Here is a 19410-nt window from a genome sequence, read left to right on the forward strand (position 1 = left end):
AGGAAACAATGAAAAAATTTAACTTTAAAATAAACGGCAACGATTACCATGTACAGGTTAAGAACATCGAGGGTGATACCGCCGAAATAGAAGTAAACGGAACTACATATGAAGTTGAGATCGAGAAAAAACTCGCTCAGCCGATTACTCCCAAACTCGTAAGAGAAAGAGCGATTCCATCGACAGATGTTGATAAATCCACTGTGAAGACAACGAAACCTGCGCCAAAAGCCAGTGGTGGAATTAAAAGTCCGTTACCGGGTACAATTCTGGAAGTTTTCGTCAAAGTTGGTGATAAAGTCAAGATGGGAGATAAGCTCCTGATACTTGAAGCGATGAAGATGGAAAACAAGATAGATGCCGACAAATCGGGTACCGTAAAGGAACTGGTTGTAAAGCAAGGTGATACAGTTATGGAAGGTGATCTCCTGTTAGTAATAGGAGATTAAAGTGGAGAGTATAACCAAGTTTATCGAATACACTTCCTTCGCTAACATAACGATTGGACATGTCGTTATGATTTTGGTGGGGTTGATATTTATTTATCTAGCCATCACGAAAGAATATGAACCATTACTGCTGGTTCCCATAGGATTTGGGATAATTGTAGGGAATATACCTTTTTTGGAGAATGCCGGTCTTGGTATAGGCATATATGAAAAAGGGAGCACACTTAATTATCTCTATTTTGGTGTACTTAATGGTATATATCCGCCACTAATTTTTCTGGGAATTGGTGCGATGACCGACTTTTCCACGCTCCTGTCGAATCCCAAGTTGATTCTGATAGGAGCAGCGGCCCAAATCGGAATCTTTGCCACATTTATTGGCGCAATCATGCTTGGTTTCACACCAAACGAGGCGGCATCAATTGGTATTATCGGTGGAGCTGACGGTCCGACTGCGATATTTCTCGCGTCGAAACTTGCGCCTCATCTGATAGGTGCAATCGCAATTTCAGCTTACTCATATATGGCATTGGTTCCTTTGATCCAACCGCCGGTTATGAGACTCTTTACCAATCAAAAGGAACGCCTCATCAGAATGAAGCCCCCGAGAGTGGTTTCGAGAACGGAGAAAATTCTTTTCCCGATTCTTGGTCTGCTCCTGACCACCTTCATTTCACCAAGTGCCCTCCCTCTTTTGGGAACCCTCTTTTTTGGTAACATCCTGAAAGAGAGCGGAGTAACAAAAAGACTTGCAGATACCGCAGCCAGACCCATGATCGATGTTGTAACGATTATTCTCGGGCTTACGGTGGGTGCCTCCACACAGGCGACTACATTTCTTACCCCGAAGTCGATACTGATCTTTGTTCTTGGTGCAGTATCCTTCATTGTTGCCACTGCCGGAGGTGTTCTGTTTGTGAAGGTGATGAATCTCTTTTTAAAACCGGGTGACAAGATAAATCCGCTTATCGGAAATGCGGGTGTTTCGGCAGTTCCCGATAGTGCGAGAGTTTCACAGATTATCGGTCTGGAATATGACAAAACCAATCACCTTCTGATGCACGCAATGGCACCAAATGTCGCCGGTGTCATCGGAAGCGCAGTAGCTGCAGGTATCCTGCTCAGCTTTATGACAGGGTAATCAGGTATTAGTTTTTAGTTATGAGTTATGAATTTCGACAACCTTAAGTGGTCGGTTCAACTAATAACTCATAATTCATAACTAATAATTCAGAACTCATAGTTCATAGTTTTATATAAGTAAATACGGAGAGAAAAGAATGGCAAAATATAAAATAGCCTGGTTGCCGGGCGATGGCATAGGCATTGAGGTGCTGGAAGCCGCAAAAATAGTGCTCGATAAAACGGGCCTGGATGCTGAATATATTCACGGAGACATCGGCTGGGAATTCTGGAGAACAGAAGGAGATGCCTTCCCTGAAAGGACAATTGAACTGCTTAAAAATGTTGATGCCGCCATGTTTGGTGCCATCACTTCAAAACCTAAAAAAGATTCGGAAGCCGAACTGATTCCAGAGCTTCAGGGCAAAGGACTTGTTTACAGGTCACCGATTGTAAGAATGCGTCAGATGTTCGACCTCTACAATTGCCTCAGACCCGCTAAAGGATACAAAGGAAACGCTCTCAACTATAAAGACAACATCGATCTCGTGGTTTTCAGAGAGAATACCGAAGATCTCTATTGTGGTGTTGAGTTTGCTCCTGTTCCTGAAGAAGTGGCTCAGGTTCTTGCAAAACACTCGAAACCTTTCTCGGTTTTTACCGGACTTGGTGCCGATGATTATGCAATCAACTGCAAGATTAATACCAAAAAGGGTTCTGAGAAAATCATCAGAGCCGCCTTTGAATATGCCCGCAAAAACAACCGCAAAAAAGTAACCATTGTGCACAAAGCCAATGTCGTTAGAGCCACTGACGGACTTTTCTTTGACATCGCAAAAGAGGTCAGAAAAGATTATCCCGAAATTCAGATGGATGATGCAAACATTGATGCAATCACCATGTGGCTGCTTAAAAATCCTCATAACTATGATGTACTCGTAGCCACAAATCTCTTTGGCGACATCATTTCCGATCTCTGTGCCCAGATGGTTGGCGGACTTGGTTTCGGCTGCTCCGGTAATATCGGTGAAAAACTCGCCGTATTTGAACCGACACACGGCTCAGCTCCAAAATATTTCGGTCAGTACAAAGTGAATCCGATAGCTACAATTCTCGCAGCTAAAATGATGCTTGAATGGCTTGGTGAAACAAAACTTGCCGAAAAAGTTGAGAGTGCCGTTGCCCGTGTTATCGAAGAAGGTAAATTCAAAACCTATGATATGGGTGGCGATACCAAAACCCTCGAGATGGCAGAAGCGATAGCAGCGTATATTTAATTATTTATTAACCGCGAAGAGCGCAAAATTAGGTATTAGGTATTAGGTATTAGGTATTAGGTATTAGGTATTAATTATTGAGACTATCTCTGCGTTAATCTGTCTAATCCGCGTGCATCTGCGTCCTGTTATAATACCTTATTTATTCTGCGTTCTTTAGATTTCCTTTGCGATCTTGGCGCTCTTTGCGGTTTCACAATTCAACGGATACACTATGAGAGAAAAAGTTTTAAAGATATGGCCTGAAATCGACTGGATTCAGGACCCCGAATTAAAAGAAAAGACACTTAAATGCTGGATTTATGCAATCGAAAACAGTGTTTTGTCACCCGAAGACCTTGATGTAATTCCCTTCTCACTTTTGATAAAAGACTGCAATGTCTCCTTTATGAATCATAAAAGGACTGCGGTTCAACTTTCGGTCGAAATTGCCAAAATAATGAAGAACAACTTTGGCGATTCGATCAATTTCAACATGGACTATGTAATTTCAGGTGCGATATTGATAGATGTCGGAAAACTGATTGAATACGACATGAAAGACGGTAAGCTTATCACCTCACCTGCCGGAAAACTTGTAAGACATCCATTCAGCGGACTTGCAATAGCCGACAGATTTGGTCTGCCTGCTGAAGTTCAGCATATCATTGCAACACATTCAAAAGAGGGTGATCTCGGCTACAGAAGTGTAGAGTCACTCATTGTTCACCATGCTGATTTTGTAAGTTTCGAACCATTTAAAGCCTGAGGTAATGATGGCACAGAATTTAGTTGAAAAGATTGTTCAGCGGTACTCCTCCGGTTATCCCGAGGGGTATAAGGTCAAGTCGGGCGACTATGTTATGATTCATCCAAAGCATGTTATGACCCATGACAACACGGGTGCTGTGATCCCGAAATTCAAGGAAACGGGTGCCACAAAGCTCGCCAATCCAAGACAGGTAGTGAATACACTCGATCACAACATCCAGGACACTTCCGAAAAAAACCTCGAAAAATACCGTAAAATCGAAGAATTTTCCCGCGGAATGGGTGCCGATTTTTATCCGGCAGGAAGAGGAATCGGACATCAGATTATGATCGAAGAGGGATATGCCTTCCCCGGTGCTCTTGCAGTTGCTTCAGACAGTCACTCAAACATGTACGGTGGAATGGGATGTCTCGGAACCCCCGTCGTGCGTACCGATGCTGCGGCTATCTGGGCAACGGGTAAAACATGGTGGCAGATTCCCCCAGTTGCAAAAGTTGTTCTTAACGGCAGACTTCCACACGGAGTTACCGGTAAAGACCTGATCATCACGCTTTGCGGATATTTCTCCAAGGATGAAGTGTTGAATCACGCTGTGGAATTTTCCGGTGACGGAGTTCAATATCTTACAATCGATCAGAGACTCGCCATCGCAAACATGACCACAGAATGGGGTGCCCTTGTTGGACTTTTCCCTGTGGACGATGAGACTATTGACTGGCTTACTGAGCGGGCTGAATTTGTAAAAAACCGCGGTTTACAAGGCGTAAATTCCGATGCTGATGCAATTGATGGAGTCCATCCAAGAATCAATGAGAAAACCATCGACGCCTTAAGAGCGAGGATGCACGATCTCAAACCTGATGAAGACGCGTTTTATGCAAAAATAATCACCATCAATCTTGATGCAATTGAACCTGCAGTTTCGGGTCCGAATGGTGTAAAAGTGTGGAACAAGGTGTCAGACCTTAAAGAAAGAAAGATTAAAATCGACAAGGCATATCTCGTTTCGTGTGTGAACAGCCGTGTAGAGGATATTGCAGAGGCTGCCGCCGTTCTTAAAGGGAACAAGATAGCAGAAGGTGTAAAGTTTTTCGTAGCTGCAGCATCGAGTGAAGTGCAGGCAGAGTCCGAAAAACGCGGTGACTGGCAGATACTTCTGGATGCCGGTGCGGTACCACTTCCTCCGGGATGCGGTCCTTGTATCGGACTTGGAACGGGTCTTCTCGAAGCAGGTGAAACAGGAATTTCCGCTACCAACCGTAACTTCAAAGGAAGAATGGGAAGTCCCGATTCTTTCGCCTATCTCGCTTCTCCTGCGGTTGTTGCACAGTCGGCGATTTCGGGATACATAAACTTCGAAGGAATGAAGGATGAAGGATATGATTCAGCCCTCAGCCCTCAGCCCTCAGCCTTCACTATTCAAACTTCAAAAATCAAACCTCAAACTTCTTCCCAAATCTCCATTATTGAAGGTTTTCCGGGTGTTATTGAAGGAGAGATTATTTTCTGCCATCAGGATAACCTGAATACGGATGGAATTTATCCCGGTAAATACACATATCAGGATGATATTACACCGGAGGGACAGGCTGCGGTTGCGATGGAAAATTATGACCCCGAATTCCAGAACATTGCCAAAGATGGTGATGTGATGGTTGGCGGATTCAATTTCGGAACGGGAAGTTCTCGCGAGCAGGCTGCAACAGCTTTGAAATATCGCGGTATTTCGGTGCTGATTGCCGGTTCATTTAGCGAAACTTACAAGAGAAATGCGATCAACAACGGGTTTCTCACCATTGAAGTGCCTGAACTGGTGAATGACCTGAAAGCAAAGTTCGGAGTTGAAAAAGCATCGGTTAAACCCGGATTGAGAATAAAAGTTGATTTTCAGACTTCAACCGCTACTGTTGGTGACAAGGTTTATCCCTTCGGTGCCGTCGGTCAGGCAGCTCAGGAACTTATCGTTGCCGGCGGACTTGAGAACTGGGTTAAAAATAATTTATGATTATATAAACCGCAAAGAACGCAGAGAACGCAAAGGGAAGTTTTAGGGGATGCTGATCAACGCGGATTACACAGAGACTCGCAGAGGAGTTTAAATATTATCTCTGCGTTAATTCGTTTAATCTGCATGTATCTGCATCCTTATAAAAATCTTTGCGCTCTTTGCGCTCTTTGCGGTGAACAAACAAGGATACAAAAATGGACAAATCAATATCAAGAATTATATCAGAATTTGCAGTAAATCTGAAATATGAAGATCTGCCAAAAGAAGTAATACACGAAGTAAAGAGATATCTTTACGATTCTATCGGCTGTGCATATGGTGCGATGAACACCAAAGATGTACGGATTATGCGCGAGATATACGAAGAAATGGGCGGCAAAGGTGAATCGACCCTTATTGGCTTTGGGACGAAACTCCCTGCCGTAAGCACTTCACTTGTAAACTCATTAATGATTCGTGCACTCGACTTTAACGATATCTACTGGAAAGAAGATCCTTCACATCCATCGGATATTATTCCTGCAGCCCTTTCTGCAGGTGAACTTGCCGGTGCATCGATGAAGGATGTTATCGTTGCAATTGTACTCGCATATGAATTTGAACAGCGACTTTGTGAGTTTGCAGTGCCGGGTGTCCGTGAAAGGAAATGGCATCATGCAACACTTACACAGTTTGTGTCTCCAATAGTTGCGGGCAAGGTTTTAGGTTTGACAGTGGATCAGATGGTAAATGCAATCGGAATTAATGGATGCCACAACCACACCATTGGTTGTCCGACTGCCGGGAAACTCACGATGATGAAGAATACCGTCGATCCAATGGCGGTTCAGACAGGTGTTTTCGCTGCTTTGATGGCGAAAAAGGGTTATTCAGGGACAGAACTTGTTTTTGAAGGCAAAGAAGGATTTATGCAGTGCTTCGGCGACGGTTGGGCACTTGAAAAGCTCACCGGGAATCTCGGGAAAAATTTCAAAATTCTCGAGTGCAGCATGAAGGCATTCCCAACAGAGGCTCTTACTCACACTCACATTACCGCCGTTTTGAAAGTGATGACCAAAAACGATCTCACTTATAATGATATTGATGAAGTCATCATCACCACCATTGCACGAGCATGTGACATCCTTTTCGATCCGCATAAATACCGTCCTGAATCGAGAGAAACTGCTGATCATTCACTTCCATATTGCATTGCGGCAGCGATAGTTGATAAGAAAATCACAACCAATTCCTTCTCCGATGAAAAGATGAAGGATCCGCACATTTGGGAAGTGATCGACAAAATAAAAGGTGAAGCATCACTCGAATTCGAGAAAATGTTCCCTGCAAAACAGCCTTCCAAAGCCGTGGTACACACAAAAGACGGAAGAGAATTTTCGGAATATCTCGAGTATCCAAAAGGTGATCCGAGAGAACCGATGACTCAGGAAGACCTCGACAACAAGTTCGAAGCTCTGTCAGGAGACAAACTTGATAAGGCAAGAAGAGATGCGGTTAAAGAACTGATCTTCAATTGCGATGATCTTTCAGCGGCTGAATTTATGGATAAACTGGTAGTTTAAAATGGAAAGTAACAAGTCACAGAGTCACACAGTCACGGAGTCACAGAGTAACTCTTTTTCGGCGGGGAAGAGAGGCACTTCGGTTCGATCTGACTGCTGGATTCAGATATCTAAAAATTTGGAGGATGGGGCCGCTTCCCCGTCCTTCAATATCAAATCCAAGGTCGGAAATCTTTACGGCAATGCTATAAGACAGCAACTCGATGAATTGGCTACATTTTTTGATCTCAAGAATGTGGAGATTACTATCGAGGATGCAGGTGCACTTCCTTTTGTAATTGCTGCACGGTTTGAAGCTGCGGTGAAGAGGATGAATTCTGAAGTCACCTCCGAATATCTGATGCCTTTTTTGCACGAGGACATTAAACCAACCGCCAAAAACCGGCTCAGAAGAAGCAGACTTTACCTTCCCGGAAATGAACCTAAATTTTTTGTGAATGCCGGACTTCACGGACCCGATGGAATCATTCTCGATCTTGAAGACAGCGTTGCTCCCGATGAAAAAGATGCTGCGAGGTATCTTGTAAGGAACGCACTCAGAAGTGTCGATTTTTACGGTTGTGAACGGATGGTAAGAATCAATCAACTTCCAATGGGGCTCGAGGATTTGAAATATATTATTCCCGCCAAAGTAAATCTGATATTGATTCCGAAAGTCGAGGAAGCTTCGCAGGTTCTCGAAGTTGAGAAGGAAGTGGAGGCGATAAAGAAACTTCACGGAATTACAGATGACATCTGGTTTATGCCGATAATCGAGAGTGCAAGGGGTGCCATAAATGCTTATGAAATCGCAAAAGCCTCCCCGCTCGTTTGTTCCCTTGCCATCGGGCTAGAGGACTACACAGCTGACATTGGTGCTGAGAGGACTCTCGAAGGAACCGAAAGCTTTTGGGCGCGGATGCAGGTGGTTAATGCCGCCAAAGCAGCCGGAGTTCAGGCGATCGATTCCGTATTCTCGGATGTGGGTGACATGGACGGACTTGTAAAATCAACTCTCGAGTCAAAATCTTTCGGTTTTGAAGGGAAGGGTTGCATTCATCCAAGGCAGATTCAACCGATTCATACCGCTTTTGCCCCCACCTCAAAAGAGATTGAAAAGGCTATGAAAATTGTTTTGGCATTCGAGGATGCTCTCTCAAAAGGGCTCGCTGCGGTCTCCATTGGTACAAAAATGATCGATCCACCGGTTGTTAAAAGAGCTCAAAGAGTTATTGAACTTGCACTTCTAAACGGATTGATTGAAAAAGACTGGATGGTGAACCATGGAAATGATTAAAAATGCTGCCGGAAGGCTCGTTCCAACCGAAGTCAACGGACAAAAAAGAATCCCTTATAAAGGAATCGGACAGCACAAACCTGATGGTTTCAAAGCAAAACCACCGATCAGAACTTGTGCTGACTATCCTGCCGATGGCAACAAACTTTTACCGAATCTTCGTATCGCTCTCGAGAAAGCGGGATTAAGGGACGGGATGACAATTTCAACCCACCATCACCTCAGAAACGGTGATGTGGTTACGAATCTTCTTTTTGATACCATCAAGGAGATGGGTATAAAAAACATTCGCTGGTTCCCCAGTGCCTCGTTCCCGTGTCATGATCATCTTATTCCATACCTTGAAGACGGCACCATCAGCCACATCGAAGGAAGCATGAACGGTCCTTTGGGCAGATTCACTTCTTATGGAAAAATGAACGGTGTCGGTGTTCTTCGCTCACACGGTGGAAGATACCAGGCTGTTCAGGACGGTGAAGTGCATATCGATATTGCAGTAATTGCATCACCAACTGCAGATCCCTTTGGAAATGCGAACGGTGTTACGGGGAGGGCAGCATGCGGTTTGCTCGGTTTTGCCCTTGCTGATTCGGAATATGCCGACAGAGTTATCGTGGTTACTGATAATCTTGTGCCGTTTCCTTGTATCCCATGGCAGATTCAGGGAAATAATGTCGATTTTGTCGTAGAAGTGGAGTCACTTGGCGATGCTTCAAAAATTGTTTCGGGAACCACGGAAATTACAAAATCACCCGACAGACTCCTCATTGCTGAGTATGTCGCTAAATTCATCGAGCTTTCAGGAATAATGAAAGACGGATTTTCGTTCCAGGCAGGTGCCGGCGGTACTGCCCTTGCTTTCGCCATGTTCCTGAAAGAACGGATGAAAGAGACCGGGATAAAAGCCCGGTTTATTAGGGGCGGAAGTACAAAATATCTTGTACAGATGCTTGAGGAAGGACTCGTGGATTATATCCTCGATGGACAGACTTTCGATCTTGAGGGTGTGCGTTCGATGAGAGAAAATCCGGGTCATGTGAACACTTCACCATTTACCAGTTACAACTATCACGGGAAGGGTAATTTCGCCTCGATCCTCGATGCCGTTGTTCTTGGTGCTACGGAAGTGGATGTGAATTTTAATGCAAATGTGGTATCTCATTCAGATGGTTTGCTGTTGCATGGAATTGGTGGCTGGCAGAATTGTCTCTTTTCGAAATGTTCCATTTTGGCAATTCCTTCTTTCAGAGACAGAATACCGGTGATTTTGGATGAGGTTACAACCATATGTGCTCCCGGAGAGCTTGTCGATGTGATCGTGACAGAACGCGGAATAGCGATAAATCCAAGACGGGAAGACCTCCTCAAAGCTGTTGAGGGAAAAGGTCTGCCGATCAGGAAAATCGAAGATATCCGTGATGAGGTTTATCAGATTGTTGGTGGACCACCCCAGAAGCCCGTCCTCGATAAAGACAAGGTAGTCGCTATCGTCAACTGGGTGGATGGGACAGTGCTCGATTCTGTTTACAAGGTGGTCGGTTGATAGAAGGATTCTAGGACGCAGATACACGCAGATTAGACTGATTTCCGCAGAGGGATTTTAGGACGCAGATGCACGCAGATTAGACGAGCCGAAGGCATCCCTTTGGGAGATTTCCGCTCAATTTGTAATTGGAACACGGATTAGACGGATTTCCGCAGAAGATTTTTGGGACGCAGATACACGCAGATTAGACGAGCCGAAGGCAACCCTTTGGGAGATTTCCGCTCAATTTGTAATTGGAACACGGATTAGACGGATTTTACGGATTCGCACCGATGAAGCCCTTTGGGCGACACATGGGTAGAAATCTTGCCGACCAAATTCAAGAGGGCCCTCTGGGCGACATATGGGTAGAAATCGTGGCGACCAAATTCAAGAGAGCCCTTGTGGCGACATATGGGTAGAATCTCTTAGCCAATCACAACACAGAGCACCGGACTTTTGCCCCCGGAAAAGGAGCGGCAATCGTCCTCGATTGCCCAGCCGACCAAACTTCTTCGTTCAGTAAGATAATGCGAAATCTTCTCGAATTCTTGGTTCTTTTTTACGGTAAAAATCGAATATTCACCTTAAAAAAGAACCAGTTTATTATTTAATCCTCTTTCCATTCAAACTTTTCCGGGTTCCAAACAGCTCCATAATTATCTATGGTGAGACATGGTTTAAGAAATGCTTCATTTCATAAGTCAGGAAAAGTAGAGCCCCTTTCAATATAAAGCTGCCCGAATATTTGGATTTTGAAATTCTGTCGATGAACCTTTCCTGAAAGTACAATCTTAACAGGGAATTGTAATCGATCTTTCTTTCCCTTGCAATTTCTAACAGTCTCGCTTTAAAAGAAGCTATTTTATTCTTGGGCTCAGTTTTTCTCGTCATATTGTAAATGCTTTCATATAGTCCTTGATTCTTTTAAGCGCACCGCATTTTTCAGCTACACGCCAGAGCAGTGCGATATCTCTGTTCTTGCTTGACATGTAATTTTTCAGAGATTCGAGAACAATATCATCTCCGATTTTCTGCTGATATCTAAAAAGGTCGGCGAGTGTCTTTTCAACGGAATAGATGAGAAACTCTCCACTTTTAGAGCTAATCTTCTCGATACCTGTTTGGTAAACAATATCACGAAAATAATATACCTTTACAGGAGGGTAAAAAATTTTATTCAGGCGGGCATTTTCAGGCAGAGCAATCGAGATGCGAGTTGGATTGAAAGTGGTCAGTCCGTAATATTCAATTGCGGAAGTAAGGCAAACAACAGCTTTATTGTTAGACCTGTAAACATCCACAAATGAGGAGTTCTCGTCCCACGGGAAATCGATAAGTTTGTAAAGTCCCGGTTTTACCTTGTCGATAAGTCCGTCCTCAAGGGCTTTTTTAATCTCCCGAGGATGAATTCCTCTTTCTTTCAGGTCCTTCATTCGAGCATAGCCGTTATTGAAAGCCAGATAATCTATCACAGTCGCCTCAATTTGGTTCTTTTATAAGGTAAATATAACAAAATCCCCGTAAAAAAGAACCATCTACATTTCAAATTTTCTCAAAATCCCTCACACATCAAATAAAAAGACAAAATTCCTCATAATTTTGCTTTTTTCAAAATTTTATTTGATGCTATCTCTACATCAATCTAATCTTTTCGTAGGTTGGGATGTGGCGGGTAAATGCATTGGTTTTAGTCTTTGCCAATTACGGGATTGGCTGCAAGCGCGGAGCTGAAGAGCACATTAAGAATGGGATCGCCAAATGTGAGGATAAGGACCATAAAGGAGCAGTTGAGGAATTTACGAAGGCGATTGAATTAAATTCTCAAACTACAGCACCGGACGAAAAAAAATCGCGGAAAAACATCGAGAAATACTGTCTTGAGCGAAGCTGCTTAATGTAAAATCATCTTCCAAAAAAATAGATCAGAATATCATCAGTTCGTTCGCGCCAGTTTGCCCACTGGTGGCCATCGTTGAAAATGGTGAATTTTTGTTCGATTTTTGCTTCTTTCAGTTTCTTATCGAGTAACCGGTTTGATTCAAGAAAAGACATGTTATCATATGTTCCATTCAGAAGGTCGAATTTTCCAACATCTAGCCAGAACTTCCATTTACCCGTTTGATGTTGTGTACTGATAAATGAGTCGACGGTCTCGAAAAAGTATGGTGTCAGAGTTGATGACTGCCCTGCTGCTAGCAAAAATTTGTCGGGTCTTTTTAACGCAATCAGAAGCGAAATGTGCCCTCCTGCCGAGATTCCTGCAATTCCCCTTTTTTCAGGTGAAGTGGAGGTTTTGTATTTTTTATCGATAAACGGCATCAAACTCTCACAGATGAAAGAGGTGTACTCGTCTGTTTTGTTCAGATAAAAATCCTGATCACCCTCTCTGAACTCGATGAAAACCGCGATCACGGGAGCAATTTTCCCTTCAGAAATCAGATTATCGAGAATGTTTTTGTAAGAGCAATAATCAAGAGCTTTTATTCCGTCATTTATATAGAGAGAAGGGAGGTCTTTGAGAGTATCATATCCCGAAGGAATGTAAATTTTTATTGTTCGTTTGTCCGCTGCTGTTTTCCCCTCTCCGAATTTCAAGCTGTCCAGTCTGCCATGTTTCACATCAGGGCTGAAATTCCTGATCGTGTCAGGCTTGAAAAGAGGCATTGCACATTGGGAGTGGACGCTGAATCCACTGGGTGTAACAACCGGATTCCGTGGATCGGTTACTTCAAAACCATCGACAAGAAAGAGATAGTCAACCCGTGCATCAGCAGGAAGAGAGTAAATTTTATAGAAGAGAGTGGAATCTCCACATTTTATTGGTTTGAGATTAACCTGTGTGCTCCAAGCGAGTTGAATGTCACCTTTGATCATTACTGTATCGGCTTTTCCATACCAGTAGAAACAGGCGAGAGTAGTGTCCTCAATCACCGGAGATTGTGGATTTGCAGCCAGAAAATCTCTCACGGCTTCCCCCCGTTTTTCTTCGGGAGTATTTTCCAGTTTTTTCATTAAGGACAAAAAAGAGCTTTTTTCGAGCTGCTCTATCGTCGGGTCAACAGCCACCTGTAAAGAATGTGGTCCAACTTTTTCAGAACAACCCGGCTGTAGCAAAACAGATATTAAGCAGATCAAAAAACAGGTGTAATATTTCTTTAAAGCGAAGTTTCTCATGAAGATCATTGCCGAAAATTAAGAATTATCCGGTTATTCGACCGACTTGTTGAAATTAGAGCCGGTTATTTTCTCCTGCTGTAGCTCGTTTCCCAGAATAACATCTCCTTGCCGTCTTTGTCGATGTGCATCTGAATAGTGAAGTGGTCAATATCACTGCTCTTCAGTACAGATCTGAATTTCACATCCTTTTTTATGAGGGGATCGACGAAAGTGCCAAACATCTCCAGATAAGGTTTGGTAAAATCCATTTTACCCGATGAACAAGTGAAGCCGGTCCCCATATTGTCGATCCAGAAACCAAGAAATTCCTGTTTTGCATTATCGAAACCTAAAAGCTGGATAGCATTAAACGGCATTCCCCAGGCAGTTCCATCGTGGGTCATCTGAAAATATCTGCCGCCGAGGATCATTTCGCCTTTTGAAGTACCTTTATCAACCGTGGGTTGAGCTGCGGGATCACCCCAGGTTTTCAGGGTGTAATCCCAGTTCCCGACACTTTCAGCTAGGTGTTTGTGCATCGGACCGGGTGTCAGGTAATCCATGTATGCTTTCATTTCCGCATCGGTTTGAGCGAAAGAAATGAAGGAGAGTACGACGGTAAGAAAAAGAATCGTTTTTTTCATTGTAAAATCCGGATTTGATGATGATAGATGTAATTGTCAGTTTCTTTTTGAGGCATCACTCGAGTGAAGCTGTTCAAAAGAATTACAAAAAACAAAAGAAACGGATGGATAAAATTAAGATTTTTTGAGATTATAAACATAAAATTTCGGGCAGACACTTTTCAGTATCTGCCCTAAAGGTAAAATGGATTAGTGAGTGATTGCCTGAGCTGTTCCCCATTGGGTTACGGATCCGTTGCCGGTGTACTGGTAGAGATTCACGAAAGTAAGGGGTGAATCGTTGCCGCCTTCGGTAACAACCACGAATGTACTGTTTGGATAGTTGAGGGAGTGGTCGATCCATGTGCCGGAATTGGCATAAATCGTTTTTTGTCCTTTGAGGTTCTCAAAAGGCACAACCTTTGCTTTATGTGTATGTCCAAAAATAACGATTCTTTTGGAGGGGTCTGCATCAAAATATTGAAGTTTTGCCTGAAAATCGGTAAGATCGTCATCGTTTGCACCGAGAATTGCATCTGCAGCGGAATTTTTAACTTTCACACCATTCATTTCCTGCCGTTTTTCCCATGAAGTAACGAGTCCGTCATAAACATTAACGGAGAATTTACCCGTTTTTGCGTTGTACTGAGGGATTACATCACTCATTGCATAAGTGTCATTCATGCCATCGATATTGGTGACGATTACTTTTTCAGTGAATTTTTCCTTGACAGGGAGCGTTTCAAGAATCCCTTTCCAGGTCATATAATAGTAATTCAGAAGCAACTGTTCGGGATCATTTTTATCGACATTGTAGAGCGGAAACGAGTTCTCTGTTTTCGGTTTTCCCTCTACAATCGAGGAAGTTGCGATACGGGTAAAGAAGTATCCCGGAGGCATTATCGATGTGGTGTTCTTTGTGGTTTTTCTGATTGAAATTTGATCAGGGGCGCAGAAGAAGTTATACTTGTGTCCATGCTCAATCACAATTGAGTTCTTGTCTCCAGTAACATACTCTCCAAGGCCCTGAACTGATCCACGGGCTTGATTGATACCCGGGAAAACCCTGGCGATATCTGAATCTTTCACAGTGAGATCATGGTTACCGGGTGCATAGGTAACTTTAATTTTTCCTTCTTTTATGATTGCAACAATAGCATCAACAAAAGGTTTGTTGTTGGCAGCAATTGCATCCACAAAGGCAGCTTCATCTGCGGGAGTTTTGTAGTTCATCGGTATGAACCATTGATCCATAAGATCACCACCGATCACCAGCTCCTTCACATCGGGAGAATTTCCAACTTTTGTTACAAGATCAACGAGGTTAGGGAAGTTTTTGTTTATCTCGGCGAATTTGCTGTCCATTCCGAGGTGAATGTCGCTGATCACGACAATTTTATTTCTCTTCACTTCCTTCTTTGATCCGGAGAAGGCAGGTTCAACATTGGTTGCGAAATAGAGTGAGGAGCCTCCACCCATAGTCGCTCCCGATTTTGATTTCAGATTCCCGCTTACTTCAATTTTATACTCCACACCATCGGCAAATTTTTGTACCGGTTTAGTATTTATAGCCAATATTGCCGGATTGTAGTAATCTGTCCGAAGATAACAGGGCACTTCTGATGCTATCCCTTTTGCGTCTATCCGGAAAAGTTTTACACCTCCCTGAAGTGTAGCCTTGTCAAGTGCTTCGCTGAAGGTAAGTTGCACAACTTCCACCGAATTGTTGACAGGCGGATTGGCAATGTTTTCCGACACTTCCACATTGGATTTCACTATAGTCAGTGCCTTGACCGGCTCACCGGGCAGATTATTTGAGAAAGTTGTCGTCAGCATTGCAGAAAGAACAACAAGTGCTGCCAGATATTTAATTCGATTTTTCATGATCGGTCTCCGAAAGTTATTTCATATTTACTTGGTGATTGCCTGTGCTGTTTCCCATTGGGTTACAGTACCGTTGGCGGAATATTGATAATTGTTAACGATGCTGAGTGGTGAACCGGCACCTGCCTCGTTAACCACGGTGAATATCATCCCGGGATGTGCCAGTGAATGATCTATCCATGTGCCCGAATTCGCATAGATGGTCTTTTTACCGTTAAGATTTTTGAAGGTTAAAATCCGTGCTTCATGGGTGTGACCAAAAATTACAATTCTTATCGAGCCGTCTGTATCAAAATATTGATATTTCGACTGATTGTCGGTAAGATGACTGTCGTTTGCAAGAATAATGGCGTCTTTTACGGGTGTTTTTACTTTGACTCCGTTCATGGTTTGTCTCTGATCCCAGGTTGCAAGCATATTGTCGAAAAGCGCCACTTCCAGCTTCCCGGTTGTTGGATTAACCTGTGGGAGGATGTCATTGACTGAATAATTGGCTGTAAATCCGTCGATGTTCGTGGTCATTACCTTGTCTGAAAATTTCTGCTTGATTGGCAGGGTAACAAGAATCGATTTCCATGTCTGATAGTAGAGATAGAGCAACTCCTGCATCGGGTCGTTTTTATCATAGGTGATATCGGGCCAGACATTCGGTGATACAGGTTTCCCCTGGACTACCGAGGATGTGGCGATTCGCGTAAAGAAGTATCCCGGAGGGAGAATTGAAGTGGTGTTGCCGGTAATGTTTCTGTTCGAAATTGGATCGGGGGCGACGAAGAGGTTGTATTTATGACCATGTTCGACGATAATTTCGTTTTGCAGTCCCGTTTTGTACTCGCCTATTCCTTGAACAGAACCGCGCGCCTGATTGATTCCGGGCAGAATTCTTTCCACATCGGCGGCAGTTACCAGAATATCGTGGTTGCCGGGAGCGTAAGTCAGTTTGATCTGTCCTTCTGCAATTATTGCCTTAAAGGCATCCATTACTGCCTGATTGTTGGCTGCGATGGCGTCAACAAATGCTGCTTCGGATGTTGGTGGCTGATATTCCATGGGAACAAACCACTGATCGATCAAGTCACCAGCGATAACAAGTTCCTTCACATTGGGTGAGTTTTTTATTTTTGTCAGGAAACTGACAAGGGCGGCGCGGTTGGCGTTACACTCCGCGAAACTGTTATCCATTCCGAGATGAATGTCACTTATGACCACCACCTGAGTCCTAAGTGAATTCAGAGTCGGGTCGCCAAGGAATGTGAATGTGCGGTTTGTTGCGAAGTAGCCATTGTAATTTGCACCGAGAGGAGTGCCTGTTTTAGCTTTCAGAGCACCATCAATTTCAATTTTGTACTCCATACCGTCGGGGAATTTTTGTACAGGGGCGGTCTTGATTCTAATGATAGCTTTATTAAACTGATCGAGAGCAATATATGCCGGCAGTTTAACAGGATTACCTGTGGAGTCAATTTTGAAAACTTTTACCAGGGAAGTCAAGCCGGCAGTATCAAGTGCCTCGCTAAAGGTTAATTCAACTGTTTCTACAGAATTATTTACAGGGGGGTCACCGGCATCTTTCGAGAGGGCGATATTGGAACTTACGAGGGTCGGGTTAACTGCGGGGCCGTTGGGCGAGTCCGATTTACATCCCGTCAAAACTAAAGCGGGGAGAATTAACAATGAGAAATATAATTTGTATCCTGGTTTCATAACCATCTCCATACATTGCTTTTTTTTTGTGCCTTCTTATCAGCACCTGTATTGAGGCATAAATGCCTGTGAATTTTTTCCGGATGCTTCTCCGATCCCCGAAATGTATCGGGGGAAAAACATCCCTATTAAAGCAATTCTGTATTAAAGACAGGTTATAAATAAACCGCTCCCGCCTGCCATCGGAAATTTATTTCTCCGATGCGGATTCCCCTTGTTTACTCTTGTTTTGGCGTAACCAAAAGGTCTAAGATTCCATTAATCACAAATCACGATTAACGGAATTAGTAAAAAAATTATTAACAAGGGATAATATAAACAATTATTTTGAAAAAGGGTGTTATTTGGGGGAATTTACAGGGATGAGCTGATTTCATTCTGAGGCATTCTGTCAATTATTAACCGATATTGTGAGCGGTTTTTAATTCCCTCGAATTCGAGGGAGTTAAGAATGCAGAATTCTTACCTGGCGGTCTATGGCTTTTGTTTCTCAGCTACCCTACCACCATGGTAATCTCTTCCCGGGTAAAACTGACACCGATCAAAATCAACCGCTTACCCGAGGTCAGGTATTTCTCATAATATTTCTTTTGTTTGATCTGATTAAGACCATCTTCCGGGGGGAGGTTGTATTTGAATTCGATGATGTAGATTTTATCAGGAAATTCTATTACTCCGTCGATTCTTCCGATGTTTGTATTCACTTCCGATTCCATCTGAATACGGGACATATACATGACCATAATGAACAGGGAATGGTAAAATTTTTCCTGCGGGATGTGGAGGTTTGATGGAATTTGTGCAAAAAGGGATTTTAAGATGTTTAAAAATGAGTCAAAATCTTCAGTTATCAGGGCGTTTCTCAGAGTTGAAATGCCGGCGGTCACAGAATCAGAATCGGTGGAAGATGCATCAGCGAAAAGATAGCTGAAAAGGGAGTCCTTCACTTCGAAATTTGGGAAATCGAGTCTGAAAACCTGCCTGAAATTATCGAGATAGCTCGATTTTATTGTAAGATATCCTGTCTGAAACAGAAGGTTTGTAAGGGAAACGGGACCCGTTCCGATGTTATCGAATGAAGTCTCGACAGCCAGGGTATTCTGAAAAGAGGAGATGTCGTAGTCTTTGGCAGCTATGAGTTTTATCAGGAAATTTGGCGAGCCTGATGTAAACCAGAAATTCCTAAAATTTGAATCGGAAAAGAAATTAAGAATTGAGAACGGATTGTAGAGGAAGTTTTTTCCGTCCCAACTGTAACCGTTGTACCACAATTTCATTTCCTGTAAGAGTAGCTCTTTGGGAACATCAAACTTTTTTGCAGATTGGTCAATATGTTCTTTAAAGGATGACTCAAGCTCTTCTTGTGTATACCCAAAAAGGGTGGAGAATTTTGAATCCAGGGTAATATCGGAAATCTGGTTTAAGCCGGAGAACAGGGATAACTTGGCAAACTTGCTTACCCCGGTAAAAAACATAAATCGAATTTTACTGTCCAGGCCCTTTAGCGGGGAGTACAGATTTCTCAGCACATCTCTGTTGGCATCGGCTTTTTCGTGATCAGTAAAGTGATCTGTTATAGGTTTATCATACTCATCGATAAGAATGACCACCCGTTTATTGAATTTTTCATAGAGTGATTCGATGAGGTCTGGCAATATCTCAGTTTCAATGGACTCGCTAAGATCGATGCCATTCTCCTCGGCGATTGTATAGAGTCGTTTTGAAAGGGACTTTTGGAATACTTCAGCGTTTAAATTGGAAGTTTGCGAAAAATCGATCCGAATGACCGGGTAATTGTCCCACTTATCATATGCATAAATATCCAGGTCTTTGAAAAGTTCTCTGTTCCCTCTGAAGAATTCTTCCAGAGTTGAAATAAAAAGAGATTTCCCAAATCTTCTCGGACGGGATATGAAGACATAATTGTAGTTTTCAATCAGAGGGACAATAAAAGCCGTTTTATCAATATAAACAGATTCGTCACCGCGAAGTTTCGCAAAATTCTGTATACCGAGAGGAAGATTTTTCATTCAATTTCCAAAAAAGATATCTGCAAATATAAGAAAAGGG

The 19410-nt window shown here is 43.1% G+C and carries 15 protein-coding genes; 8 read left to right on the top strand and 7 right to left on the bottom strand.

What is annotated here, in order from left to right:
* Window positions 1–8 precede the first annotated feature (8 nt).
* From J0L60_04395 to citF, 8 genes are all read left to right on the top strand, one after another.
* Window positions 9–449, top strand: a complete 441-nt coding sequence (locus tag J0L60_04395) for a biotin/lipoyl-binding protein (GenBank protein MBN8545355.1) — start codon at window positions 9–11, stop codon at window positions 447–449.
* 67 nt (window positions 450–516) lie between these two features.
* Window positions 517–1590: a sodium ion-translocating decarboxylase subunit beta gene (locus J0L60_04400; GenBank protein MBN8545356.1), complete on the top strand. Its 1074-nt coding sequence runs from the start codon at window positions 517–519 to the stop codon at window positions 1588–1590.
* Window positions 1591–1729: 139 nt separating this feature from the next.
* Window positions 1730–2848 (top strand): isocitrate/isopropylmalate dehydrogenase family protein, encoded by a 1119-nt coding sequence (locus J0L60_04405; protein MBN8545357.1) that lies wholly within the window; start codon window positions 1730–1732, stop codon window positions 2846–2848.
* Between the two features lie 214 nt (window positions 2849–3062).
* Window positions 3063–3596 carry an HDIG domain-containing protein gene (locus J0L60_04410; GenBank protein MBN8545358.1) on the top strand — a complete coding sequence of 178 codons (534 nt, stop codon included), beginning with the start codon at window positions 3063–3065 and terminating at the stop codon, window positions 3594–3596.
* Between the two features lie 7 nt (window positions 3597–3603).
* Window positions 3604–5604 (top strand): homoaconitase, encoded by a 2001-nt coding sequence (gene lysF / locus J0L60_04415; protein MBN8545359.1) that lies wholly within the window; start codon window positions 3604–3606, stop codon window positions 5602–5604.
* Between the two features lie 197 nt (window positions 5605–5801).
* Entirely contained in the window at window positions 5802–7169 is a 1368-nt protein-coding gene (locus J0L60_04420; GenBank protein MBN8545360.1) for an MmgE/PrpD family protein, read from the top strand.
* A 1-nt stretch (window position 7170) separates the two neighbouring features.
* Window positions 7171–8445 (top strand): HpcH/HpaI aldolase/citrate lyase family protein, encoded by a 1275-nt coding sequence (locus tag J0L60_04425; protein ID MBN8545361.1) that lies wholly within the window; start codon window positions 7171–7173, stop codon window positions 8443–8445.
* Window positions 8432–9988: a citrate lyase subunit alpha gene (citF, locus tag J0L60_04430; GenBank protein ID MBN8545362.1), complete on the top strand. Its 1557-nt coding sequence runs from the start codon at window positions 8432–8434 to the stop codon at window positions 9986–9988. The genes J0L60_04425 and citF overlap by 14 nt, the downstream gene beginning before the upstream one ends.
* Before the next feature lie 645 nt (window positions 9989–10633).
* Here citF and J0L60_04435 read toward each other — a convergent pair.
* From J0L60_04435 to J0L60_04465, 7 genes are all read right to left on the bottom strand, one after another.
* On the bottom strand, window positions 10634–10864 hold the full coding sequence (locus J0L60_04435; protein MBN8545363.1) for an Abortive infection protein AbiEii: 231 nt from the start codon (window positions 10862–10864) through the stop codon (window positions 10634–10636).
* Complete coding sequence (locus tag J0L60_04440) at window positions 10861–11445, bottom strand: type IV toxin-antitoxin system AbiEi family antitoxin domain-containing protein (protein MBN8545364.1); 585 nt, start codon at window positions 11443–11445, stop codon at window positions 10861–10863. The genes J0L60_04435 and J0L60_04440 overlap by 4 nt, the downstream gene beginning before the upstream one ends.
* Window positions 11446–11875: 430 nt before the next feature.
* A complete protein-coding gene (locus J0L60_04445; GenBank protein MBN8545365.1) occupies window positions 11876–12985 on the bottom strand; it encodes a hypothetical protein in 1110 nt (369 codons plus the stop codon).
* Between the two features lie 227 nt (window positions 12986–13212).
* Window positions 13213–13773, bottom strand: a complete 561-nt coding sequence (locus J0L60_04450) for a DUF1579 domain-containing protein (GenBank protein MBN8545366.1) — start codon at window positions 13771–13773, stop codon at window positions 13213–13215.
* A 189-nt stretch (window positions 13774–13962) separates the two neighbouring features.
* Complete coding sequence (locus J0L60_04455) at window positions 13963–15636, bottom strand: metallophosphoesterase (protein ID MBN8545367.1); 1674 nt, start codon at window positions 15634–15636, stop codon at window positions 13963–13965.
* A 27-nt stretch (window positions 15637–15663) separates the two neighbouring features.
* A complete protein-coding gene (locus tag J0L60_04460; GenBank protein MBN8545368.1) occupies window positions 15664–17340 on the bottom strand; it encodes a metallophosphoesterase in 1677 nt (558 codons plus the stop codon).
* A 494-nt stretch (window positions 17341–17834) separates the two neighbouring features.
* The gene (locus J0L60_04465; protein ID MBN8545369.1) at window positions 17835–19370 is read right to left on the bottom strand and encodes an ATP-binding protein; all 1536 of its coding nucleotides are present in this window, start codon (window positions 19368–19370) and stop codon (window positions 17835–17837) included.
* Window positions 19371–19410 lie beyond the last annotated feature (40 nt).

This window comes from Ignavibacteria bacterium, from assembly GCA_017302895.1.
GTDB lineage: Bacteria > Bacteroidota > Ignavibacteria > Ignavibacteriales > Ignavibacteriaceae > UTCHB3.